This is a genomic window from Pseudomonas sp. NCIMB 10586 (genome assembly GCF_023127895.1).
GTDB classification, from domain to species: Bacteria; Pseudomonadota; Gammaproteobacteria; order Pseudomonadales; family Pseudomonadaceae; genus Aquipseudomonas; species Aquipseudomonas synxantha_A.
In genome coordinates this window covers 18,708-37,527 of record NZ_SPKQ01000051.1, presented here as the reverse complement: position 1 = coordinate 37,527, position 18,820 = coordinate 18,708, and the positions used below count along the sequence as shown (strand labels likewise).

General features: G+C 60.3%; 12 protein-coding genes. 6 read left to right on the top strand and 6 right to left on the bottom strand.

The genetic code is table 11. The features are described from left to right. Positions 1 to 191: 191 nt before the first annotated feature. Positions 192 to 2,618 carry a diguanylate cyclase gene (locus tag E4P01_RS26440; RefSeq protein WP_216091953.1) on the top strand — a complete coding sequence of 809 codons (2,427 nt, stop codon included), beginning with the start codon at positions 192 to 194 and terminating at the stop codon, positions 2,616 to 2,618. Positions 2,619 to 2,699: 81 nt separating this feature from the next. On the opposite strand, the gene dacB is transcribed toward E4P01_RS26440, so the two are convergent. Further along, a complete protein-coding gene (dacB, locus tag E4P01_RS26435; RefSeq protein ID WP_005790339.1) occupies positions 2,700 to 4,160 on the bottom strand; it encodes a D-alanyl-D-alanine carboxypeptidase/D-alanyl-D-alanine-endopeptidase in 1,461 nt (486 codons plus the stop codon). Positions 4,161 to 4,396: 236 nt separating this feature from the next. Here dacB and E4P01_RS26430 point away from each other — a divergent pair, with 236 nt between their 5' ends. After that, entirely contained in the window at positions 4,397 to 4,741 is a 345-nt protein-coding gene (locus E4P01_RS26430) for a YggL family protein (protein WP_003193255.1), read from the top strand. 37 nt (positions 4,742 to 4,778) lie between these two features. On the opposite strand, the gene E4P01_RS26425 is transcribed toward E4P01_RS26430, so the two are convergent. Further along, entirely contained in the window at positions 4,779 to 5,969 is a 1,191-nt protein-coding gene (locus E4P01_RS26425; RefSeq protein ID WP_032879937.1) for a benzoate/H(+) symporter BenE family transporter, read from the bottom strand. Between the two features lie 244 nt (positions 5,970 to 6,213). On the opposite strand from E4P01_RS26425, the gene E4P01_RS26420 reads away from it, so the two are divergent. After that, positions 6,214 to 6,978, top strand: a complete 765-nt coding sequence (locus E4P01_RS26420) for a GntR family transcriptional regulator (protein ID WP_056845646.1) — start codon at positions 6,214 to 6,216, stop codon at positions 6,976 to 6,978. 139 nt (positions 6,979 to 7,117) lie between these two features. Here E4P01_RS26420 and guaD read toward each other — a convergent pair whose 3' ends face one another. The 4 genes from guaD to xdhA all read right to left on the bottom strand — a co-directional run bounded on the left by guaD (position 7,118) and on the right by xdhA (position 13,236). Then, positions 7,118 to 8,422, bottom strand: a complete 1,305-nt coding sequence (gene guaD, locus E4P01_RS26415; protein ID WP_216091952.1) for a guanine deaminase — start codon at positions 8,420 to 8,422, stop codon at positions 7,118 to 7,120. A 7-nt stretch (positions 8,423 to 8,429) separates the two neighbouring features. Continuing rightward, positions 8,430 to 9,272: a xanthine dehydrogenase accessory protein XdhC gene (gene xdhC, locus E4P01_RS26410; RefSeq protein ID WP_216091951.1), complete on the bottom strand. Its 843-nt coding sequence runs from the start codon at positions 9,270 to 9,272 to the stop codon at positions 8,430 to 8,432. 123 nt (positions 9,273 to 9,395) lie between these two features. Beyond that, positions 9,396 to 11,795: a xanthine dehydrogenase molybdopterin binding subunit gene (gene xdhB, locus E4P01_RS26405; protein WP_216091950.1), complete on the bottom strand. Its 2,400-nt coding sequence runs from the start codon at positions 11,793 to 11,795 to the stop codon at positions 9,396 to 9,398. Continuing rightward, a complete protein-coding gene (xdhA, locus tag E4P01_RS26400) occupies positions 11,788 to 13,236 on the bottom strand; it encodes a xanthine dehydrogenase small subunit (RefSeq protein ID WP_216091949.1) in 1,449 nt (482 codons plus the stop codon). Before xdhA ends, xdhB begins: the two co-directional genes overlap by 8 nt. Before the next feature lie 280 nt (positions 13,237 to 13,516). On the opposite strand from xdhA, the gene E4P01_RS26395 reads away from it, so the two are divergent. From E4P01_RS26395 to zipA, 3 genes are all read left to right on the top strand, one after another. Further along, positions 13,517 to 14,176: a GntR family transcriptional regulator gene (locus E4P01_RS26395; protein WP_005790326.1), complete on the top strand. Its 660-nt coding sequence runs from the start codon at positions 13,517 to 13,519 to the stop codon at positions 14,174 to 14,176. Between the two features lie 2 nt (positions 14,177 to 14,178). Further along, positions 14,179 to 17,667 (top strand): chromosome segregation protein SMC, encoded by a 3,489-nt coding sequence (smc, locus tag E4P01_RS26390; protein WP_216091948.1) that lies wholly within the window; start codon positions 14,179 to 14,181, stop codon positions 17,665 to 17,667. Between the two features lie 259 nt (positions 17,668 to 17,926). Continuing rightward, complete coding sequence (gene zipA, locus E4P01_RS26385; RefSeq protein WP_005790323.1) at positions 17,927 to 18,790, top strand: cell division protein ZipA; 864 nt, start codon at positions 17,927 to 17,929, stop codon at positions 18,788 to 18,790. The last annotated feature ends 30 nt before the right edge of the window (positions 18,791 to 18,820 follow it).

The following is an 18,820-nucleotide window of genomic DNA, read 5'->3' as shown; positions in this document are numbered from 1 at the left end:
GGGAGGGGGCTTGCTCCCGATAGCAGAGTATCAGTCACCCATGTATTGGCTGATCCACCGCTATCGGGAGCAAGCCCCCTCCCACATTAAGCCCCTGCAGTTTTTAGGCTGGTCAAACACCCGACCAATGGCTATAACTTAAACCCCAGCCAACGTGACACCCCCGCACACTGGCGTTGTGAGTGTTGCCTATGCCGATGCAAGCTGTCCGCCCGAAAATCCTTGGTTTTATCAGTGAACAGGCGTCGGCTTGGCTGGTGGCATTGGTGGTGTTGTTGGCTGGCAGCGCGTTGACGATGGTTGTCGCGTGGGCGACTGCCGACCTGTATCAGCAACAGGTGCGCCAGCGTTTCCAGTTGCTGGTCAATGAGCGCTACACCCGCATCCAGGAGCGTTTTGAGGATCAGGAGTTGCGCCTGGGTAGCCTGCAGCGTTTCTTCATCAACTCTGGCGATGTCTCCCGTGCCGAGTTCGACGGCTTCGCCCAGCCACTGTTGCTCAATGCGCGTGCCTACGCCTGGGCACCGCGCATATTTCGTGAGCAGCGCAGCGCGTTCGAGCAAGAGATTTCCCGTCAGCGTGGCATCCCTTTCAGCATCCGTGAACTCAATGGCTTGGGTGAGTTGGCGCCCGCGCCCGAGCGCGATGAATACGTACCGGTGTTGTACAGCCAGACGCAGAGCTTGTTGGGTTCGCCCTTGGGTTTTGACCTGCTGGCCCAGCCCTTGCGCCGTTCAGCCCTGGAGCGTGCGCAAAAAAACGCCAGGCCGGCAGTGTCACAGCCCATGCAATTGGTGGGCGTGGAGCCTGCCTACGCGGCCGGCGTGCTGCTGGTGGCGCCAGTGAGCAAAGCCGTTGGCAGCGAGCCCTACGGCTTTGTCATGGCGGTGCTCAGCATGCGCCAACTGGTGGCCGATGGGTTGCCCAAACCGAATCGCGACAATCTGGTCATGCAGATCGTTGACACTTCCGATACGCAGCAACGGGTGTTGTATGCATCCAGCAATACGGTGGGCAACAGCGACCTGACGGCGACACGCCGCCTCACCCTTGGAGATCACGTCTATGCCCTGAGCCTGCGTGCCAGCGAGGTGTTCGACAAGGCCAATCATTCCTCGATGAACACCATTCTGGGCATGGGTGTGCTGCTCAGCGCCTTGCTCAGTGCCTTGCTCTACGTGCTGGTCAGCCAGCGCCAGCGTGCGCTGAAACTGGTGGAACAGCGCACCGTGCAGTTGCGCTTGCGTGAGCAAGAGTTGCGTGGGGCTCACGGGCAATTACGCAGTGTGCTGAATGCGGCGACTCAGGTCGCGATCATCGCCACCGATTTGCGCGGTGTGATCAACACCTTCAATGCCGGCGCCGAACAGATGTTGGGTTTCAAGGCCGAAGAGGTGCTGGGTCGCCTGACCCTGGAAAGCCTGCACCTGGCCGTGGAACTCGAAGCGCGGGCTGCGCCGTTGAGCCTGGCGCTAGGCAAGCGTATTGCGCCGAGCCAGGCAATGCTGGTGGAGAGCCCTGACAGCCTGCATGAAGCTCGCGAGTGGACGCTGGTGCGCAAGGACGGTACCCAACTGACGGTCAACATGCTGGCCACCGTGCTCCTGGACGACTTTGGCCTGTGGGTCGGGCACTTGGCAATTTACCTGGATATCACCGAGCAAAAGCGCGCCTATGAAGCCCTGGCCGCCCGGGACCGTCTGCTGAAAAAACTCAGTGCTCATGTGCCTGGCGGGATTTTCCAGTTCACCCAGGACCTGCAGGGCAATGGGCGTTTCATTTACGCCAGCGAAGGTATGCGCGATATCTATGAAATCGAACTTGGCGCATTACAGCAGGATGCAGGCAAGGTGCTGGAACGCATTCACCCCTTGGACATTGAGCGAGTGCGTGCCTCGATACGTTTGTCGGCGTTGCAACTGAGCCATTGGCGCGAAGAATATCGCGTGCAGTTGCCTCAGCGAGGCTTGCGCTGGATTCGCGGCGAAGCGACACCTGAAGAGTTACCTGGAGGCGGTACGCTTTGGCACGGTTATGTGTCGGATATTTCCGATCTCAAACGGGTCGAGGAAGAACTGCGCGCGCTTTCCATCACTGACTCTCTGACGGGCATCTATAACCGGCGTTATTTTCAGGATCGGCTCAAGGGCGAGATGCTGCGGATCAACCGCACCTCGGGTGCACTGTCGTTGATCATGCTCGATATCGATCACTTCAAGCGCATCAACGACCAGCATGGTCACGCCGTGGGCGACGGGGTGTTGCAGGAGTTGTGCAAGCGCATAGGCCAGCGCTTGCGCCGTACCGACGTGTTTTGCCGCCTGGGTGGGGAAGAATTCGTGGTGCTGTGCCCAAGTACCAATGGTGCCCAGGCCTATAGCCTGGCAACTCAGTTGTGGCAGTCGTTGCGCGATACGCCGATGGAACCGGTGGGCATCGTCACTGCCAGCTTTGGCGTAGCCAGTTGGCGGACCGATGAAGATATCGATGGGTTGCTGCTGCGCGCTGATTCGGCAGTGTATGTGGCCAAGCAGGCGGGCAGGGACCGGGTCGAGGCGTGTGGGAGCGAGCAAGCCCTACTGACTGTAGGAGCGAGCTTGCTCGCGAAAAAACCATAGACGCCGCGTGTACTCAGGAAACACGCGTGATCGTTGACGTTTTTCGCGAGCAAGCTCGCTCCTGCAGGGTAGTGTGATGCTTTACAGAACCGGCGCGGCTGCAACGGCCTTCGGCTGGCGATACAGGTCCAGGAGCACCTGGTCCAACACCGATGACGCGCCCCAAGGCTTGGAGTCGTTGAGAATCGCCACCACCGCCCAAGTGTTGCCATTGTTGTCACGGCTGAACCCGGCGATGGCGCGCACGGTGTTCAGGGTACCGGTCTTCACATGAGCTTCGCCGCGCATCGCCGTGGTCTTCAGGCGTTTACGCATGGTGCCGTCAGTGCCGGCGATTGGCATCGAGCTGATGTACTCCGCTGCGTAGGGGCTTTTCCAGGCGGCTTGCAGCATGGCCGCCATCTCGCGGGCGCTGACCCGTTCGGCGCGGGACAGGCCGGAGCCGTTCTCCATTACCAGGTGCGGCGCGGTGATGCCTTTTTTGGCCAGCCATTGGCGCACGACGCGTTGCGCGGCCTTGGCATCGTCGCCATCGGCATCGTTGCGAAATTGCGCGCCCAGGCTCAGGAACAGTTGCTGGGCCATGGTGTTGTTGCTGTATTTGTTGATGTCGCGAATGATTTCCGCCAGGTCCGGCGAGAATGCGCGGGCCAGCACCTTGGCATCCTTGGGCACTGGCGCCTGGATATCGCGGCCCTGGATGGTGCCGCCCAGCTCCTTCCAGATCGCACGCACGGCGCCGGCGGTGTAGGTGGCGTGGTCGAGCAGTGACAGGTAAGTCTGCGAGCTGCAGCCATCAGCCAGTTGGCCGCTGACGGTCACGGTCACACTGCCGTCGGCGGCGGTCACCGGGTTGTAACGCACGTCACCGGTGCACTGCTTGGCGTTGGTGACTTTCACCTGGTTGTCGATGCGAATGCTGGCAATCGGCGGTTCGACCGACACGATCACGCGTCCCGAATCATTACGGGTCACGAAGCGCAGGGCCTTGAGGTTGACCAGCAAGGCATCGGGCTTGACCAGGAACGGCTTGTTCTCGTCGTTGCCGTCGTCATTGAAATCAGGCAACAGCGGCTGGTTGAAGAAGTTGCGATCCAGTACCAGGTCGCCGGTGACCTGCTGCACGCCATTGGCACGCAGGTCGCGCATCAGCAGCCAGAGCTTTTCCATGTTCAGCTTGGGATCGCCGCCGCCCTTGAGGTACAGGTTGCCGCGCAACACGCCACCGCTGAGGGTGCCGTCGGTGTAGAACTCGGTCTTCCACTGGTGGTTGGGGCCGAGCATCTCCAGGGCCGCGTAAGTGGTCACCAGCTTCATGGTAGAGGCCGGGTTCACCGATACGTCGGCATTGAATACGGTTGGCGTACCGGGGCCGTTCAGAGGCAGCATTACCAGAGACAACGCGGTATTGGGCAGTTTGGCTTTCTGCAAGGCCTGCGCGACGCTGGGGGGCAGGGCAGTATTGATGGGGGCGGCAGTGGCCGAAAGGGCCAAAGGCAAAAGGACACTGGCAAGTAATACAGAACGCAACGATTTGATCATAAGAAATAAAACCCTACTGCTGAGAAGGGTGAAAAAGGCGAGGGGTATATAAGAAAATCCCTCAATGGTCACGAAAGTGTCGGCATTATGCCCCAAGGTGGCTTCACTTGTAGCTGAACGATAGCCGCTAATCAGGTTTTTTTAACGGCCGATGCGCCGCCCGTCCCAGAGAGTCGGGCAATTGCCGCCTTAAACTGCTAAAGTGCCGCCCGTTATTACTTATGAGGATTGTTCCAATGGCGACTAACCGTTCCCAGCGTCTGCGCAAAAAACTGTGCGTTGATGAATTTCAAGAGCTGGGTTTCGAACTGAACCTGGACTTCAACGAAGGCCTGAGTGAAGAAGCTATCGACGCTTTCCTCGAAGCATTCATCAAAGAAGCCATGGAAGCCAATGGTCTGGGCTATGTCGGCGGCGATGACTACGGTCTGGTTTGCCTGCAGAAGCGTGGCTCGGTGTCCGAAGAGCAGCGCGCTGCTGTCGAAGCCTGGCTGAAAACCCGTTCCGAGCTGACCAAGGCTGAAGTCAGCCCGTTGCTGGACGTGTGGTATCCAGAAAAGCCGATCAACGCGGCTAAGTGATACTAAACAAAACGGCGACCTGAGGGTCGCCGTTTTTTTATGCCTTGCGCCAATTCAGAATCAACAGCGTCAACACCCCCGCCACAATCCCCCAGAACGCCGACCCGATGGAAAACAACGTCAAGCCTGACGCGGTGACCATAAAGGTGATCAGCGCCGCTTCCCGCTCCTTCGGCTCATTCATGGCAATGCTCAGGCCGTTGATGATCGAGCCAAACAACGCCAGCGCTGCAATCGAAAGCACCAGTTCCTTGGGCAGGGCTGCGAACAATGCTGCCAGCGTGGCGCCGAATACCCCGGCAATCCCATAGAACACCCCACACCACACCGCAGCGGTGTAGCGCTTGTTGCGGTCTTCATGGGCGTGCGGCCCGGTGCAGATCGCCGCGCTGATCGCCGCCAGGTTGATGCCGTGGGAGCCGAAAGGTGCCAACACCAGCGAGGCCAGGCCGGTGGTGGTGATCAGCGGCGAAGCCGGCACGGTGTAGCCGTCGGCCCGCAGCACGGCGACCCCGGGCATGTTCTGCGAGGTCATGGCCACCACAAACAGCGGGATACCGATGCTGATGGTCGCCGCCAGTGAGAAATGCGGCGTGGTCCATACGGGCGTCGCCACTTCCAGATGAAAACCGCTGAAGTCCAGCAACCCCATCAGCCCCGACAGCGCGGTGCCTATCAGTAGCGCGGCAAGCACGGCATAGCGCGGCGACAGGCGCTTGATGATCAGGTAGGTGAAAAACATCCCCAGTACCAGACCGGTGCGATGCTGCGCAGCGACGAAGATTTCGCTGCCGATCTTGAACAGGATCCCCGCCAGCAACGCCGCCGCCAGCGATGCAGGGATGCGCTTGACCAGTTTTTCAAAGCTGCCGGTCATCCCGCATAGGGTCACCAGCACCGCGCAGGTGATGTAGGCGCCGATGGCTTCGCCATAACTCACGCCGCCTAAACTGGTGATCAACAGCGCCGCGCCGGGTGTGGACCAGGCGATGGTGATGGGTGTGCGATAGCGCAGGGACAGGCCGATGCTGCACACCGCCATGCCGATGGAAATCGCCCAGATCCACGAAGAAATCTGTGCGGTGGTCAAACCGGCGGCCTGGCCGGCCTGGAACATCAGCACCAGGGAGCTGGTGTAGCCGGTCATCATGGCGATAAAACCGGCGACGATGGCCGAGGGGGAGGTGTCGGCCAGCGGGCGCAAGGGCGCTTGGGTGGCGTCGGTCATGGAAGGGTGTTCCTTTTACCTGGGATTTGCCGGTGACGGCGCAGATTCAAGCCTAAACTCAAACGTAACGAGTCATTGCAATACAGCCGGGGCCGCAAACAGCCGTACAGTGTGTTGGCGCATTGGGTTGTGTACAATGTGCGCTGTTTTTAGGTGATACTTGCCAGCGACCCGTAGTTGCCGTATTACCTTGAATTTGCCGTATTACCGTTAATTCGCCGCCGTTCTCCCTACCCGAGTGCCCATGAACGAACAGTTGCAACCTCTCAAGAAACAACCGCGAGCCGGCAAGACCGGTCGCAGCGGAACCCAGGACGATATCGTCTACGCGCATATCTTCGAGGCGATCCTCGAACAACGCCTGGCACCCGGAACTAAATTGAGTGAAGAGGCACTGGGCGAGATCTTTGGCGTTAGCCGCACCATCATTCGCCGCGCACTGTCGCGCCTGGCCCATGAAGGCGTGGTACTGCTGCGGCCCAATCGCGGCGCAGTGGTTGCCAGCCCCAGTGTGGAAGAAGCGCGCCAGGTGTTCATGGCCCGGCGTCTGGTGGAGCGAGCGATCACGGAGTTGGCGGTGCAGCATGCTACCGCTGAGCAATTGGCCGAGTTGCGCCAGATGGTCAATGACGAGCGCGACAGTTTCTCCCGCGGTGATCGCGGTGCCGGTATCCGTCTTTCCGGCGAGTTCCACCTGAAACTGGCCGAAGCGGCCAAGAACGCGCCGTTGATCAGCTTCCAGCGCAGCCTGGTGTCCCAGACCTCATTGATCATCGCCCAGTACGAAAGCGGCAACCGCTCACACTGTTCCTACGATGAGCACACCCAGTTGATCGACGCGATCGAAGCCCGCGATGCGGTGCTGGCGGTGAACTTGATGATGCACCACATGGATCATATTGACAGCAAGCTCAACCTCGATGAAGAGAGCGCGTCGGATGATTTGCATGCGGTGTTTTCGCATTTGTTGCAGACCAGGAAGCCTGGGCGCTCTTCGGTAAAACTGTAATCGCCCTGATTCACTGGGGGACAAAAATGTGGGAGGGGGCTTGCTCCCGATAGCAGAGTGTCAGGAGCAGATAGGCTGACTGACACACCGCTATCGGGAGCAAGCCCCCTCCCACATTGGTTTTGTGGTGTCTCTGAGATCAGCGCTGGTGCACCAACTGGCCGGCTGCATAGGTTTGCAACACTGCCCGATCATCCCCCAGCGTCATCAGCACAAACAACGTCTCGGCAATGTTATTGGCCTGCTTCAAGCGATAGTTGAGCAGTGGCGTGGCGTTGTAGTCCAGCACCAGGAAGTCCGCATCCGTCCCCGGCTGCAATGTGCCGATCCTGTCTTCCAGGCGCAACGCGCGCGCACCGCCCAGGGTCGCCAGATAGAGCGACTTGAACGGGCTCAACCGCGCTCCCTGCAACTGCATGACCTTATAGGCTTCATTCAGTGTTTGCAGGAGCGAGAAGCTGGTGCCGCCGCCCACGTCGGTGCCCAGGCCTACGTTCAATTTGTGTTTCTCGGCCATGGGCAAGTTGAACAACCCACTGCCGAGGAAGAAGTTCGACGTTGGGCAGAACGCCACCGCCGAGCCGGTCTCCGCCAGCCGTGCGCATTCGTCGTCACACAGGTGCACGCCGTGGGCAAACACCGAGCGCTCGCCGAGCAGTTTGTAATGGTCGTACACGTCCAGGTAGCCGTTGCGCTCGGGAAACAGCTCGTTTACCCACTCGACTTCCTGCTTGTTCTCACTGATGTGGGTCTGCATGTACAGATCTGGGTATTCGCCCAGCAATTGCCCGGCCAGCGCCAGTTGCTCAGGCGTGCTGGTGGGGGCGAAGCGTGGCGTAACGGCATAATGCAGGCGGCCTTTGCCGTGCCAGCGTTCGATCAACGCCTTGCTTTCCTGATAGCCGGATTCAGGTGTGTCGGTCAGGTAGTCCGGCGCGTTGCGGTCCATCATCACTTTGCCGGCGATCATGCGCAGGTCGAGTTTCTCGGCCGCTTCAAAAAACGAGTTCACCGATTGCGGGTGTACGCTGCCGAACACCAGTGCGGTGGTGGTGCCGTTGCGCAACAACTCCTTGATGAAGATATCCGCGACGTTATCGGCGTGGGCCTTGTCGGCGAACTGGCTTTCACAGGGGAAAGTGTAGGTGTTGAGCCAATCCAGCAATTGCTCGCCGTAGGCGCCGATCATGCCGGTTTGCGGCAGATGGATATGGGTGTCGATCAGGCCGGGGGTGATCAATGCGTCCTGGTAGTGCGTGATGTCGATGTCGGCGGGCAGCGTCGGCAGCAGGTCGCTGGCGTGGCCGAGCGCACTGATCTGGCCGTTATCGATCACCAGCAGGCCGTCTTCGAAATACTCGTAGGAGGCGTCGATGCCAACGATGGCAGGGTCGTCGATGCTGTGCAGGATGGCGGCGCGGTAGGCTTTGCGAGTCGAAGGCATGGTTATCTCAATTGATAGCTTGGCTGCGGCGCGAAGCCGGCAGCAGTTTGGCAATGGGTTCGGCGCCGGCAGTGTGCTGGCCGAAATTGGCGTTATAGGTGGCGATGATTTCGCCGGCGATGGAGATGGCGATCTCTACCGGCAACTTGCCCTTCACCTCGGTGAGGCCCATGGGGCAGCGCATGCGTTGCAACCGTGCGGTGTCGAAGCCGCGGTCACGCAGGCGGTGTTCGAATTTGACGCGTTTGGTTTTCGAGCCGATCAGGCCGAAGTAGGCGAAGTCATTGCGCTTGAGCAGGGCGGCGGTGAGTTCCAGGTCCAGCGCGTGATTGTGGGTCATGACGATGCAGTAACTGCCCGCGGGCAGGTCGGCAATTTCATCGACCGGTTCTTCACTGACGATTTTACGCACGCCTTGCGGGATGTGCTCCGGAAACTCCTGCTCACGGGAATCGATCCAGCGTACGCGGCAGGGCAAGCTTGCCAGTAACGGCACCAGCGCACGCCCGACATGGCCGGCGCCAAACACCGCGATCTGCGCCTGCACCTGGCCCATGGGTTCGAACAGCAATACCGCCACGCCACCGCAGCACTGGCCCAGGCTCGCGCCGAGGCTGAAGCGCTCCAGATGAGTGGTTTGCTGGCCGCGCACGAGCATGTCGCGAGCGAGCTGCATTGCCTTGTATTCCAGGTGCCCGCCGCCGATGGTGTCGAAGGTGTGTGCGGCGCTGATCACCATCTTGGAACCGGCATTACGTGGCGTGGAGCCCAGCTCTTCGATGATGGTCACCAGTACGCAGGGTTCGCCCTGGTTTTGCAGGGTGGCGAGGGCGCTGATCCAGTTGTCCATGTCTACCTCAACATTTCTGCTGTTAGTTCGGCCGCTATCGCAGGCAAGCCAGCTCCCACATTTGATCGGGTTAGCACCTCAAAATGTGGGAGCCGGGCTTGCCCGCGATGGCAGCGCCTGGGTCTAGAGCGAAGCCAATTCAGTGTCAGCCTCGACAGCCTTCGCCGCCCGCAACTGCCGCATCTGCTCACACCCCCACAACACCCGCTCGGGCGTGGCCGGCGCATCGATCTTTGGTTGCTGGCGATAGTCAGCCAAACTCGCCACCGCATCTTTGATCGCGCACCACGAAGCAATCCCGAGCATGAACGGCGGCTCACCCACGGCCTTGGAATGGAATACTGTGTCCTCCGGGTTCTTGCGGTTCTCCACCAGTTTCACCCGCAGGTCCAGCGGCATGTCCGCTACGGCCGGGATCTTGTAGCTGGCCGGGCCGTTAGTCATGAGCTTGCCCTTGTTGTTCCACACCAGTTCTTCCATGGTCAGCCAACCCATGCCCTGGATAAAGCCGCCTTCGACCTGGCCGATGTCGATGGCCGGGTTCAACGAAGCGCCCACATCGTGGAGGATGTCGGTGCGCAGCATCTTGTATTCGCCGGTCAGGGTGTCGACGATCACTTCGCAACACGCGGCGCCGAACGCGTAGTAGTAGAACGGTCGTCCGCGCGACTGGCTGCGGTCGTAAAAGATTTTCGGGGTCTTGTAGAAACCGGTGCTCGACAGCGAGACCTGGCCGAAATACGCCTGCTGGATCAACGATTCGAACGTCAGGATCTGCTCGCGCACGCGCACATGGCCGTTGCGGAACTCTACGTCCGCTTCACTGACGTCGTACTTGCGCGCAGCGAACTCCACCAGGCGCTGCTTGATGGTCTCGGCGGCATTCTGTGCCGCCTTGCCGTTCAGGTCGGCGCCGCTGGAAGCGGCAGTGGGCGAGGTGTTGGGCACCTTGTCGGTGTTGGTGGCGGTGATCTGCACGCGGTCGATGTCCACCTGGAACACTTCGGCCACCACTTGCGCGACCTTGGTATTCAAGCCTTGGCCCATCTCGGTGCCGCCGTGGTTCAGGTGGATGCTGCCGTCTGTGTAGATATGAATCAGCGCGCCGGCCTGATTCAGGAAGCTTGCGGTGAAAGAAATGCCGAATTTCACCGGGGTCAGCGCCAGGCCCTTTTTCAGGATCGGGCTGTGGGCGTTATACAGGCGGATCGCTTCGCGGCGTTCGGCATATTGGCTGCTGGCTTCGAGCTCGGCGGTCATCTCTTCGAGCATGTTGTGCTCGACGGTCTGGTAGTAGTGGGTGACGTTGCGCTCGGTCTTGCCGTAGTAGTTGGCCTTGCGTACCGCCAGTGGGTCTTGGCCTAAATGGCGGGCGATGGCGTCCATCACTTCCTCAATGGCGACCATGCCTTGGGGACCGCCGAAGCCGCGGTAGGCGGTGTTGGAGGCCGTGTTGGTCTTGCAGCGATGGCCGTTGACCGTCGCATCGCCCAGGTAATACGAATTGTCGGCGTGGAACATCGCGCGGTCGACAATCGAGTTGGACAGGTCTGGCGAGCAGCCGCAGTTACCCGCCAGTTCCAGGTTGATCCCGTGCAGGCGACCGTTGTCGTCGAAGCCCACGTCGTACTCGATATAGAACGGGTGACGCTTGCCCGTCATCAGCATGTCTTCAACCCGCGGCAAACGCATCTTGGTCGGCTGGCCGGTCAAGCGTGCTACCACCGCGCACAGGCAGGCGGGGCTGGCGGCCTGGGTTTCCTTGCCGCCGAACCCGCCGCCCATGCGACGCATGTCCACGACAATCTTGTTCATCGACACGTCAAGCACTTCGGCCACCAGCTTCTGCACTTCGGTGGGGTTTTGCGTAGAGCAATAGACGATCATGCCGCCGTCTTCGGTGGGCATTACCGAAGAGATCTGGGTTTCCAGATAGAAGTGTTCCTGGCCGCCGATATGCAGGGTCCCCTGGATACGGTGCTTGGCACTCGCCAGCGCAGACGCCGAATCGCCGCGTTGGTGGGTGTGGCTGTCGAGCACGAAATGCTTGTTGCGAAAGGCCTCGACCACATCCAGCACTGGCTCCAGGTCTTCGTATTCGATCACTGCCGCCATCGCCGCCTTGCGCGCGGTCTCCAGGTCACGGGCCGCCACGGCCAGCACCACCTGGCCGACGAACTGCACAGTGTCGATGGCCAGCAATGGGTCGCCGGGCATCAACGGCCCGATGTCTTTCAGGCCTGGTACATCTTCGTGGGTAATCGCAATGCGCACGCCGTCGAAGGCGTAGCAGGGCGCAGTGTCGATACTGAGGATGCGGGCGTGGGCACGGTCGGACAGGCGCGCATACAGGTGCAACTGGTTGGGAAATTCCAGGCGGTCATCGATGTACTGCGCTTCGCCGCTGACGTGCTTGGCGGCGCTGTCATGCTTGACGCTGCGCCCGACCCCGGAGGTGAGATCCTGGGCAAACAGTTCGGCAAGTTCGGCCTGGGTCTTTACGACGGCGTGATGGTTAGACATAAGCGGTCACCCGAGTCTCGATGTGCGGCGTTTGCAGTTCGATGAAGTATTTGCGCAGCAGGTTCTGCGCGCTGAGCAGGCGATATTCCTTGCTGGCGCGGAAGTCCGACAGCGGGGTGAAGTCCTGTGCCAGGGCGGCGCAGGCTTTCTCGACCGTGGCCGAGTTCCAGATGGCGCCCACCAGCGCGGCCTCGCAACTTTTTGCGCGTTTTGGTGTGGCAGCCATGCCGCCGAAGGCAACGCGCGCCGCGCTGATCACACCGTTGTCGATGTTCAGGTTGAACGCCGCGCACACGGCGCAAATATCATCGTCCAGGCGCTTGGACACCTTATAGGCACGGAACAGTGCGTGGCCCTTGGGCACGATGATCTTCTCGATGAACTCGCTGTCCTGGCGGGCGGTGACACGGTAATCGATGAAATAGTCTTCCAGCGCCAGCGTGCGGCGGGTGTTGCCTTTGCATAGTACGATCTGGGCTCCGAGCGCAATCAACAGTGGCGGCGAATCCCCAATCGGTGAGGCGTTGCCGATATTGCCGCCCAGGGTGCCCTGGTTGCGGATTTGCAGGGAGGCGAAGCGCTGCAGCAGTTCGCCGAAGTCCGGGTATTCATGGTGTAGCGCGGTGTAGCAATCGGAGAGAACGGTGGCCGCGCCGATCTCCAGGCGGTCGTCGAAATGTTCGATGCGCTTCATGTCTTCAATGTTGCCGACGTAGATCATCACCGGCAGGGTGCGGTGGAACTGGGTGACTTCCAGCGCCAGGTCGGTGCCGCCGGCCAGCAGGCGGGCTTGCGGATAGGCGTCGTAGAGGTCGGCCAGGTCGGCGACGGTCAAGGGCACCAGGCAGCGTTTGTCACCGCTGTTGAGCTCGCCGGTCTGGGTGGGCGCGATGCTTTTAAGGCGGGCGATGGTGTCGGCCTCGCGGTAGTCGAACTGATCCTGAGGCTTGTTGCAGCAGGCTTGTTCGGCGGCGGCCAGGATCGGGCGATAACCTGTGCAGCGGCACAGGTTGCCGGCCAGGGCTTCATGGGCTCTGTGGCTGTCGGGGGCGTCGCTGTTCTTTTGCAGGGCAAACAACGACATCACGAAACCCGGGGTGCAAAAGCCGCACTGCGAGCCATGGCACTCGACCATGGCCTGTTGCACGCTGTGCAGTTGGCCCTGGTGCTTGAGATCTTCAACGCTGATCAGTTGTTTGCCGTGCAGCGACGACACGAAAGTCAGGCAGGAGTTGAGGCTGCGGTAACGAATCTGCTCGGTGCCTTGGCCATCGGTATGCAGCTCACCGACCACCACCGTGCACGCACCGCAGTCGCCGCTGGCGCAGCCTTCCTTGGTACCGGATTTGCCCACATGCTCACGCAGATAGTTGAGCACGGTCAGGTTGGGGTCCAGGGCGTGCTCGCTACGGAGTTCCTGGTTGAGTAAAAACTGGATCACGGAAGGCCTCGCAGACTCATTATTGTTGTTAACCGCTTTGCGCCGAATCTAGTCATGTCTGACTTTTCGGTCAATGGTTTTCTGACCTAAGGGTCAAGAAAATGCGATCGCAACACTTTCAATTATGGTTCAGTCTTCTGGAACCGGTGTTTTTGGCGGCGTGTGGGCTGTTAACGTTGCTTATTTCATGCCAAATTCGCCACGGTGGGCGTAGCGCCATCAGCGGGCCAATGCGCTACACTGCCGCGCTTGTACCGATAGAAGATTTTGAAGGGAAAACATGACGTTCAAGGCGCCGGACAGTCTCGCCGAGCAAATCGCTCACCACCTCGCCGAACGTATCATTCGCGGCGAACTCAAGCCTGGGGAGCGGATCCAGGAACAGAAGGTCACGCTGGCGCTCAACGTCAGTCGCGGTTCCGTGCGCGAAGCCTTGCTGATCCTCGAACGCCGCCATCTGATCGCGATCCTGCCGCGCCGTGGCGCCCACGTCACCGAGCTCACCGCGCACAAGGTGCAGAGCCTGTGTACGTTGATGGGCGAGATGTACATCCTGCTCGGCAATGCAGTGGCCGAAGGCTGGCAGACCCAGGCCGATATGGCGCCGTTCCTGCAGATCCAGCAACGCCTGCAGCTGAGCTTGGAGCGCGAGGACATCCGCGCCTTCGTCGAAGAAAGCTTCAGCGTGATGCGCGCCGCGTATCCCTTCGCCAACAACCCTTATTTGCAGGAAACCGTTGAAAACCTGCAGCCGGCGATGAACCGCGCTTATTACCTGGCCCTGGATCAGCGCAAGGCGTCCATGAGCGAGTTCCAGGCACTGTTCGAGCAATTGCTCGCCGCGGTGCTCGCCCGTGATCTGGTGCAGATTCGCCTGGTGCTGTCGGCCTACTGCCAGCGCAGTAGCTCGCTGGTCATCGCTGCGTTGGCGGACGCCTAAGCGTGCGGCTCAAGTGCATCAAGTTGGCGGGGTTCAAATCCTTCGTCGACCCGACTACCGTGAACTTCCCCAGCAACATGGCAGCGGTAGTGGGACCCAATGGCTGCGGCAAGTCGAACATCATCGACGCCGTACGCTGGGTGATGGGCGAGAGCTCGGCGAAGAACCTGCGTGGCGAGTCGATGACCGATGTCATCTTCAACGGCTCCACCAGCCGCAAGCCGGTGAGCCAGGCCAGCATCGAACTGGTGTTCGACAACTCTGATGGTACCCTGGTCGGCGAATACGCCGCCTACGCAGAGATCTCCATTCGCCGCAAAGTCACGCGCGACAGCCAGAACAGTTACTTCCTCAACGGCACCAAGTGTCGCCGTCGGGACATCACCGATATCTTCCTTGGCACCGGCTTGGGCCCGCGCAGCTATTCGATCATCGAACAGGGCATGATCTCCAAGCTGATCGAAGCCAAGCCCGAAGACCTGCGTAACTTTATCGAAGAAGCAGCCGGCATTTCCAAGTACAAGGAGCGCCGCCGCGAAACTGAAAACCGCATCCGCCGTACCCATGAAAACCTCGCCCGCCTGACCGACCTGCGCGAAGAGCTTGAGCGCCAGTTGGAGCGTCTGCACCGCCAGGCCCAGGCCGCCGAGAAGTATCAGGAATACAAGGGCGAAGAGCGCCAGCTCAAGGCGCAACTGTCGGCCCTGCGTTGGCAGGCACTGAACGATCAAGTGGGCCAGCGCGAAGCGATCATTGGCACCCAGGAGGTCAGCTTTGAGGCGCTGGTGGCCGAGCAACGCAATGCTGATGCCAGCATCGAACGCTTGCGTGACGGGCACCATGAATTGTCCGAACGCTTCAATCTGGTGCAGGGGCGTTTCTATTCGGTGGGGGGCGATATCGCTCGGGTCGAGCAGAGCATCCAGCACGGCCAGCAGCGTTTGCGCCAGTTGCAGGATGACTTGAAGGAGGCCGAGCGCGCCCGCCTGGAAACCGAGTCGCACCTGGGCCATGACCGCACCTTGCTGCTGACCCTCGGCGAAGAGCTGGACATGCTCACCCCCGAGCAGGAAATCACCAACGCCGTCGCCGAAGAGGCCGCCGCCGCGCTGGAAGAATCCGAAACCACCATGCACGCCTGGCAGGAGCAGTGGGATACCTTCAACCTGCAATCGGCCGAGCCGCGTCGCCAGGCCGAGGTGCAGCAGTCGCGCATTCAGCAACTGGAAACCAGCATGGAGCGCCTGGCCGAACGCCAGCGTCGCCTGCAGGAAGAACGTGTATTGCTCGCCGCCGACCCCGAAGACGCGGCGATCATGGCGCTGAGCGAGCAACTGGCCGAAAGCGAAATGACGCTGGAAGAGTTGGAAGCCAGCGAGGAACAACAGGTGGAACGCCTGGAGCAATTGCGTCAGCAACTGCATACGGCAACCCAGGCGCAGCAGCAGGCCCAGGGCGATTTGCAAAGGCTCAATGGGCGCCTGGCATCTCTTGAAGCCTTGCAGCAAGCCGCGTTGGACCCTGGCACCGGCACCGCCGAATGGCTGCGCGACCAGCATCTGGCCGAGCGCCCGCGCCTGGCCGAAGGCCTGAAGGTAGAAACCGGTTGGGAGCTTGCGGTGGAGACCGTACTTGGTGCTGACCTGCAAGCGGTGCTGGTGGATGATTTTGGCGGCTTCGACCTGGCCGGTTTCGCCCAGGGCGATTTGCGTCTGCTCAGCCCCGCGGCCGACGGCACGCGAGTACCGGGCAGCCTGCTGGACAAGGTCGAGGCAGCAATTGATTTGTCGCCATGGCTGGGCCAGGTCAAGCCGGTTGAGTCACTTGAACAGGCCCTGGCCCAGCGCGGTCAACTGAGCGCCGGCGAAAGCCTGATCAGTCGCGACGGTTATTGGATCGGCCGACATTTCCTGCGCGTGCGCCGTGCCAGCGAAGCGGAAAGTGGCGTATTGGCCCGCGGCCAGGAAATCGTCAACCTGATCGCCGAACGCGATGAGCGCGAAGCCACCCTCGAAAGCCTGGAAACCGAACTGCAAACCCTGCGCGCCACCCAGCGCCAGCAAGAGACCGGCCGCGAACACCTGCGCCGCTTGTTGCAAGACGAAGCGCGCCAGCAAGGCGAATTGAAAGCCCAACTGTCGGCGAGCAAAGCCAAGGTCGAACAACTGACCCTGCGCCGCACCCGCCTTGACGAAGAAGTGGCCGAGATGGGCGAACAGCGCGCCCTTGAACATGAGCAGGTTGGCGAAGCGCGCCTGCAATTGCAGGAAGCCCTCGACAGCATGGCGCTGGATACCGAGCAGCGCGAGTTGCTGCTGGCCCAGCGTGACAGCCTGCGCGAACGCCTCGACCGCGTGCGCCAGGAAGCTCGCCAGCACAAGGATCACGCTCACCAGTTGGCGGTGCGCCTGGGCTCTCTGCGGGCCCAGCATGATTCCACGCGCCAGGCCCTTGAGCGCCTGGAGATGCAGTCCGAACGCCTCACCGAAAAACGTGAGCAACTGAGCCTCAACCTGGAGGAGGGCGAGGCGCCGTTGGAAGAGCTGCGCCTCAAGCTTGAGGAACTGCTCGACAAGCGCATGACCGTCGACGTAGAGCTCAAGACCGCGCAGATCGCCCTGGAAGATGCCGACCGCGAACTGCGTGACGCTGAAAAGCGCCGTACCATGGCCGAGCAGCAATCCCAATTGATCCGCGGCCAACTCGAACAACAGCGCATGGAGTGGCAAGCCCTCACCGTGCGCCGCAAGACCTTGCAGGACCAGTTGCTCGAAGACGGTTATGACCTGCATGGCGTGCTCAACACCCTGACCGCCCAGGCCAACGAGAAGGAAGCCGAAGAAGAACTTGAGCGGATTGCCGCGCGCATTCAACGCCTTGGCGCCATCAACCTTGCGGCGATCGATGAGTACCAGCAGCAGTCCGAGCGCAAACGTTATCTGGATGCTCAGGATGCCGATCTGGTCGAAGCCCTGGACACCCTGGAAAACGTGATCCGCAAGATCGACAAGGAAACCCGCAACCGCTTCAAAGATACCTTTGATCAGATTAATGGCGGTTTACAGGCGTTATTCCCAAAAGTTTTCGGTGGCGGCAGTGCCTACTTGGAACTGACGGGCGAAGATCTACTCGATACAGGGGTAACGATCATGGCGCGGCCTCCGGGCAAGAAGAACAGCACCATCCATTTGTTGTCCGGTGGCGAAAAAGCCCTGACCGCATTGGCCCTGGTATTTGCCATCTTCAAGTTGAACCCGGCGCCGTTCTGTATGCTCGACGAAGTTGACGCGCCGCTGGATGACGCTAACGTTGGACGCTACGCTCGGTTGGTCAAAGAGATGTCCCAGACTGTGCAGTTCATCTACATCACCCACAATAAGATCGCCATGGAAATGGCGGATCAGTTGATGGGGGTCACGATGCACGAGCCGGGCTGTTCGCGTTTGGTCGCAGTGGATGTGGAAGAGGCGATGGCAATGGTGGAATCCTGAACCATGCCAGGAGAGAGAATTTACGGTACGTCGTAGGGCGATTTACCGGTCTGGCGAAAGTGGCAAATGGACATATTTGTTCAAGGCATTTTGACAGACGGTGTAAAGTTATCTTTGGTCGTGCTAGTTTAATGTCAATTTTTCGTATGCGTGGGCAAAACGTCAGTCAGAACATAGAGTTGGCGCCACGTTTTAAAGCGGTTTGCACGGTGCTAAACCCCTTATTTTTCAGCATTTTTTATTAGAGGCACGGGATTACATGGAAATCGGTCTGCGCGAGTGGCTGATCGTCATCGGCATCATTGTCATTGCCGGTATTCTTTTCGATGGCTGGCGCCGCATGCGCGGTGGCAAGGGCAAGCTCAAGTTCCGCTTGGACCGAAACCTGTCCAACTTGCCTGACGACGACGGCGCCGCCGAGCTGCTGGGGCCGCCCCGTGTGCTGGATACCCACAAAGAGCCGCAACTGGACGAGCATGATTTGCCGTCAATGAGCGCGCCGTTGCGGGAAGCCCGCGAGCCGTCCTCCAAGCGCGGCAAGCGTGGTGGCGCGGCGGTTGCCGAGCCGCATCAAGGTGACCTGAACCTCGACGTCGATGACGGCCCGAGCTTCAGCAGCCGTGATGACGACTTCCCCGACGAAACTCCGACCAAAAGCGCGCCACGCCAATCGGTAAACGATCAGCCGGCCGCCGAGGAAGTCCTGGTTATCAGTGTGATCTGCCGCGATGCCGGTGGCTTCAAGGGCCCTGCGCTGTTGCAGAACATCCTTGAGAGCGGCCTGCGCTTTGGCGAGATGGATATTTTCCACCGTCACGAGAGCATGGCCGGTAACGGTGAAGTGCTGTTCTCCATGGCCAATGCGGTCAAACCCGGCACTTTCGACCTGGACGATATCGACCTGTTCAGCACTCCGGCGGTGAGTTTCTTCCTCGGCTTGCCAGGCCCGCGTCACCCCAAGCAAGCGTTTGATGTGATGGTGGCCGCAGCTCGCAAGCTGTCCCAGGAATTGAACGGCGAGCTCAAGGACGACCAGCGCAGCGTCCTGACCGCCCAGACCATCGAGCATTATCGTCAGCGCATCGTCGAGTTCGAGCGTCGTGCCCTGACACAGAAACGCTGAGGTTCGATCATAAGCGTTGTCTGTAGAATC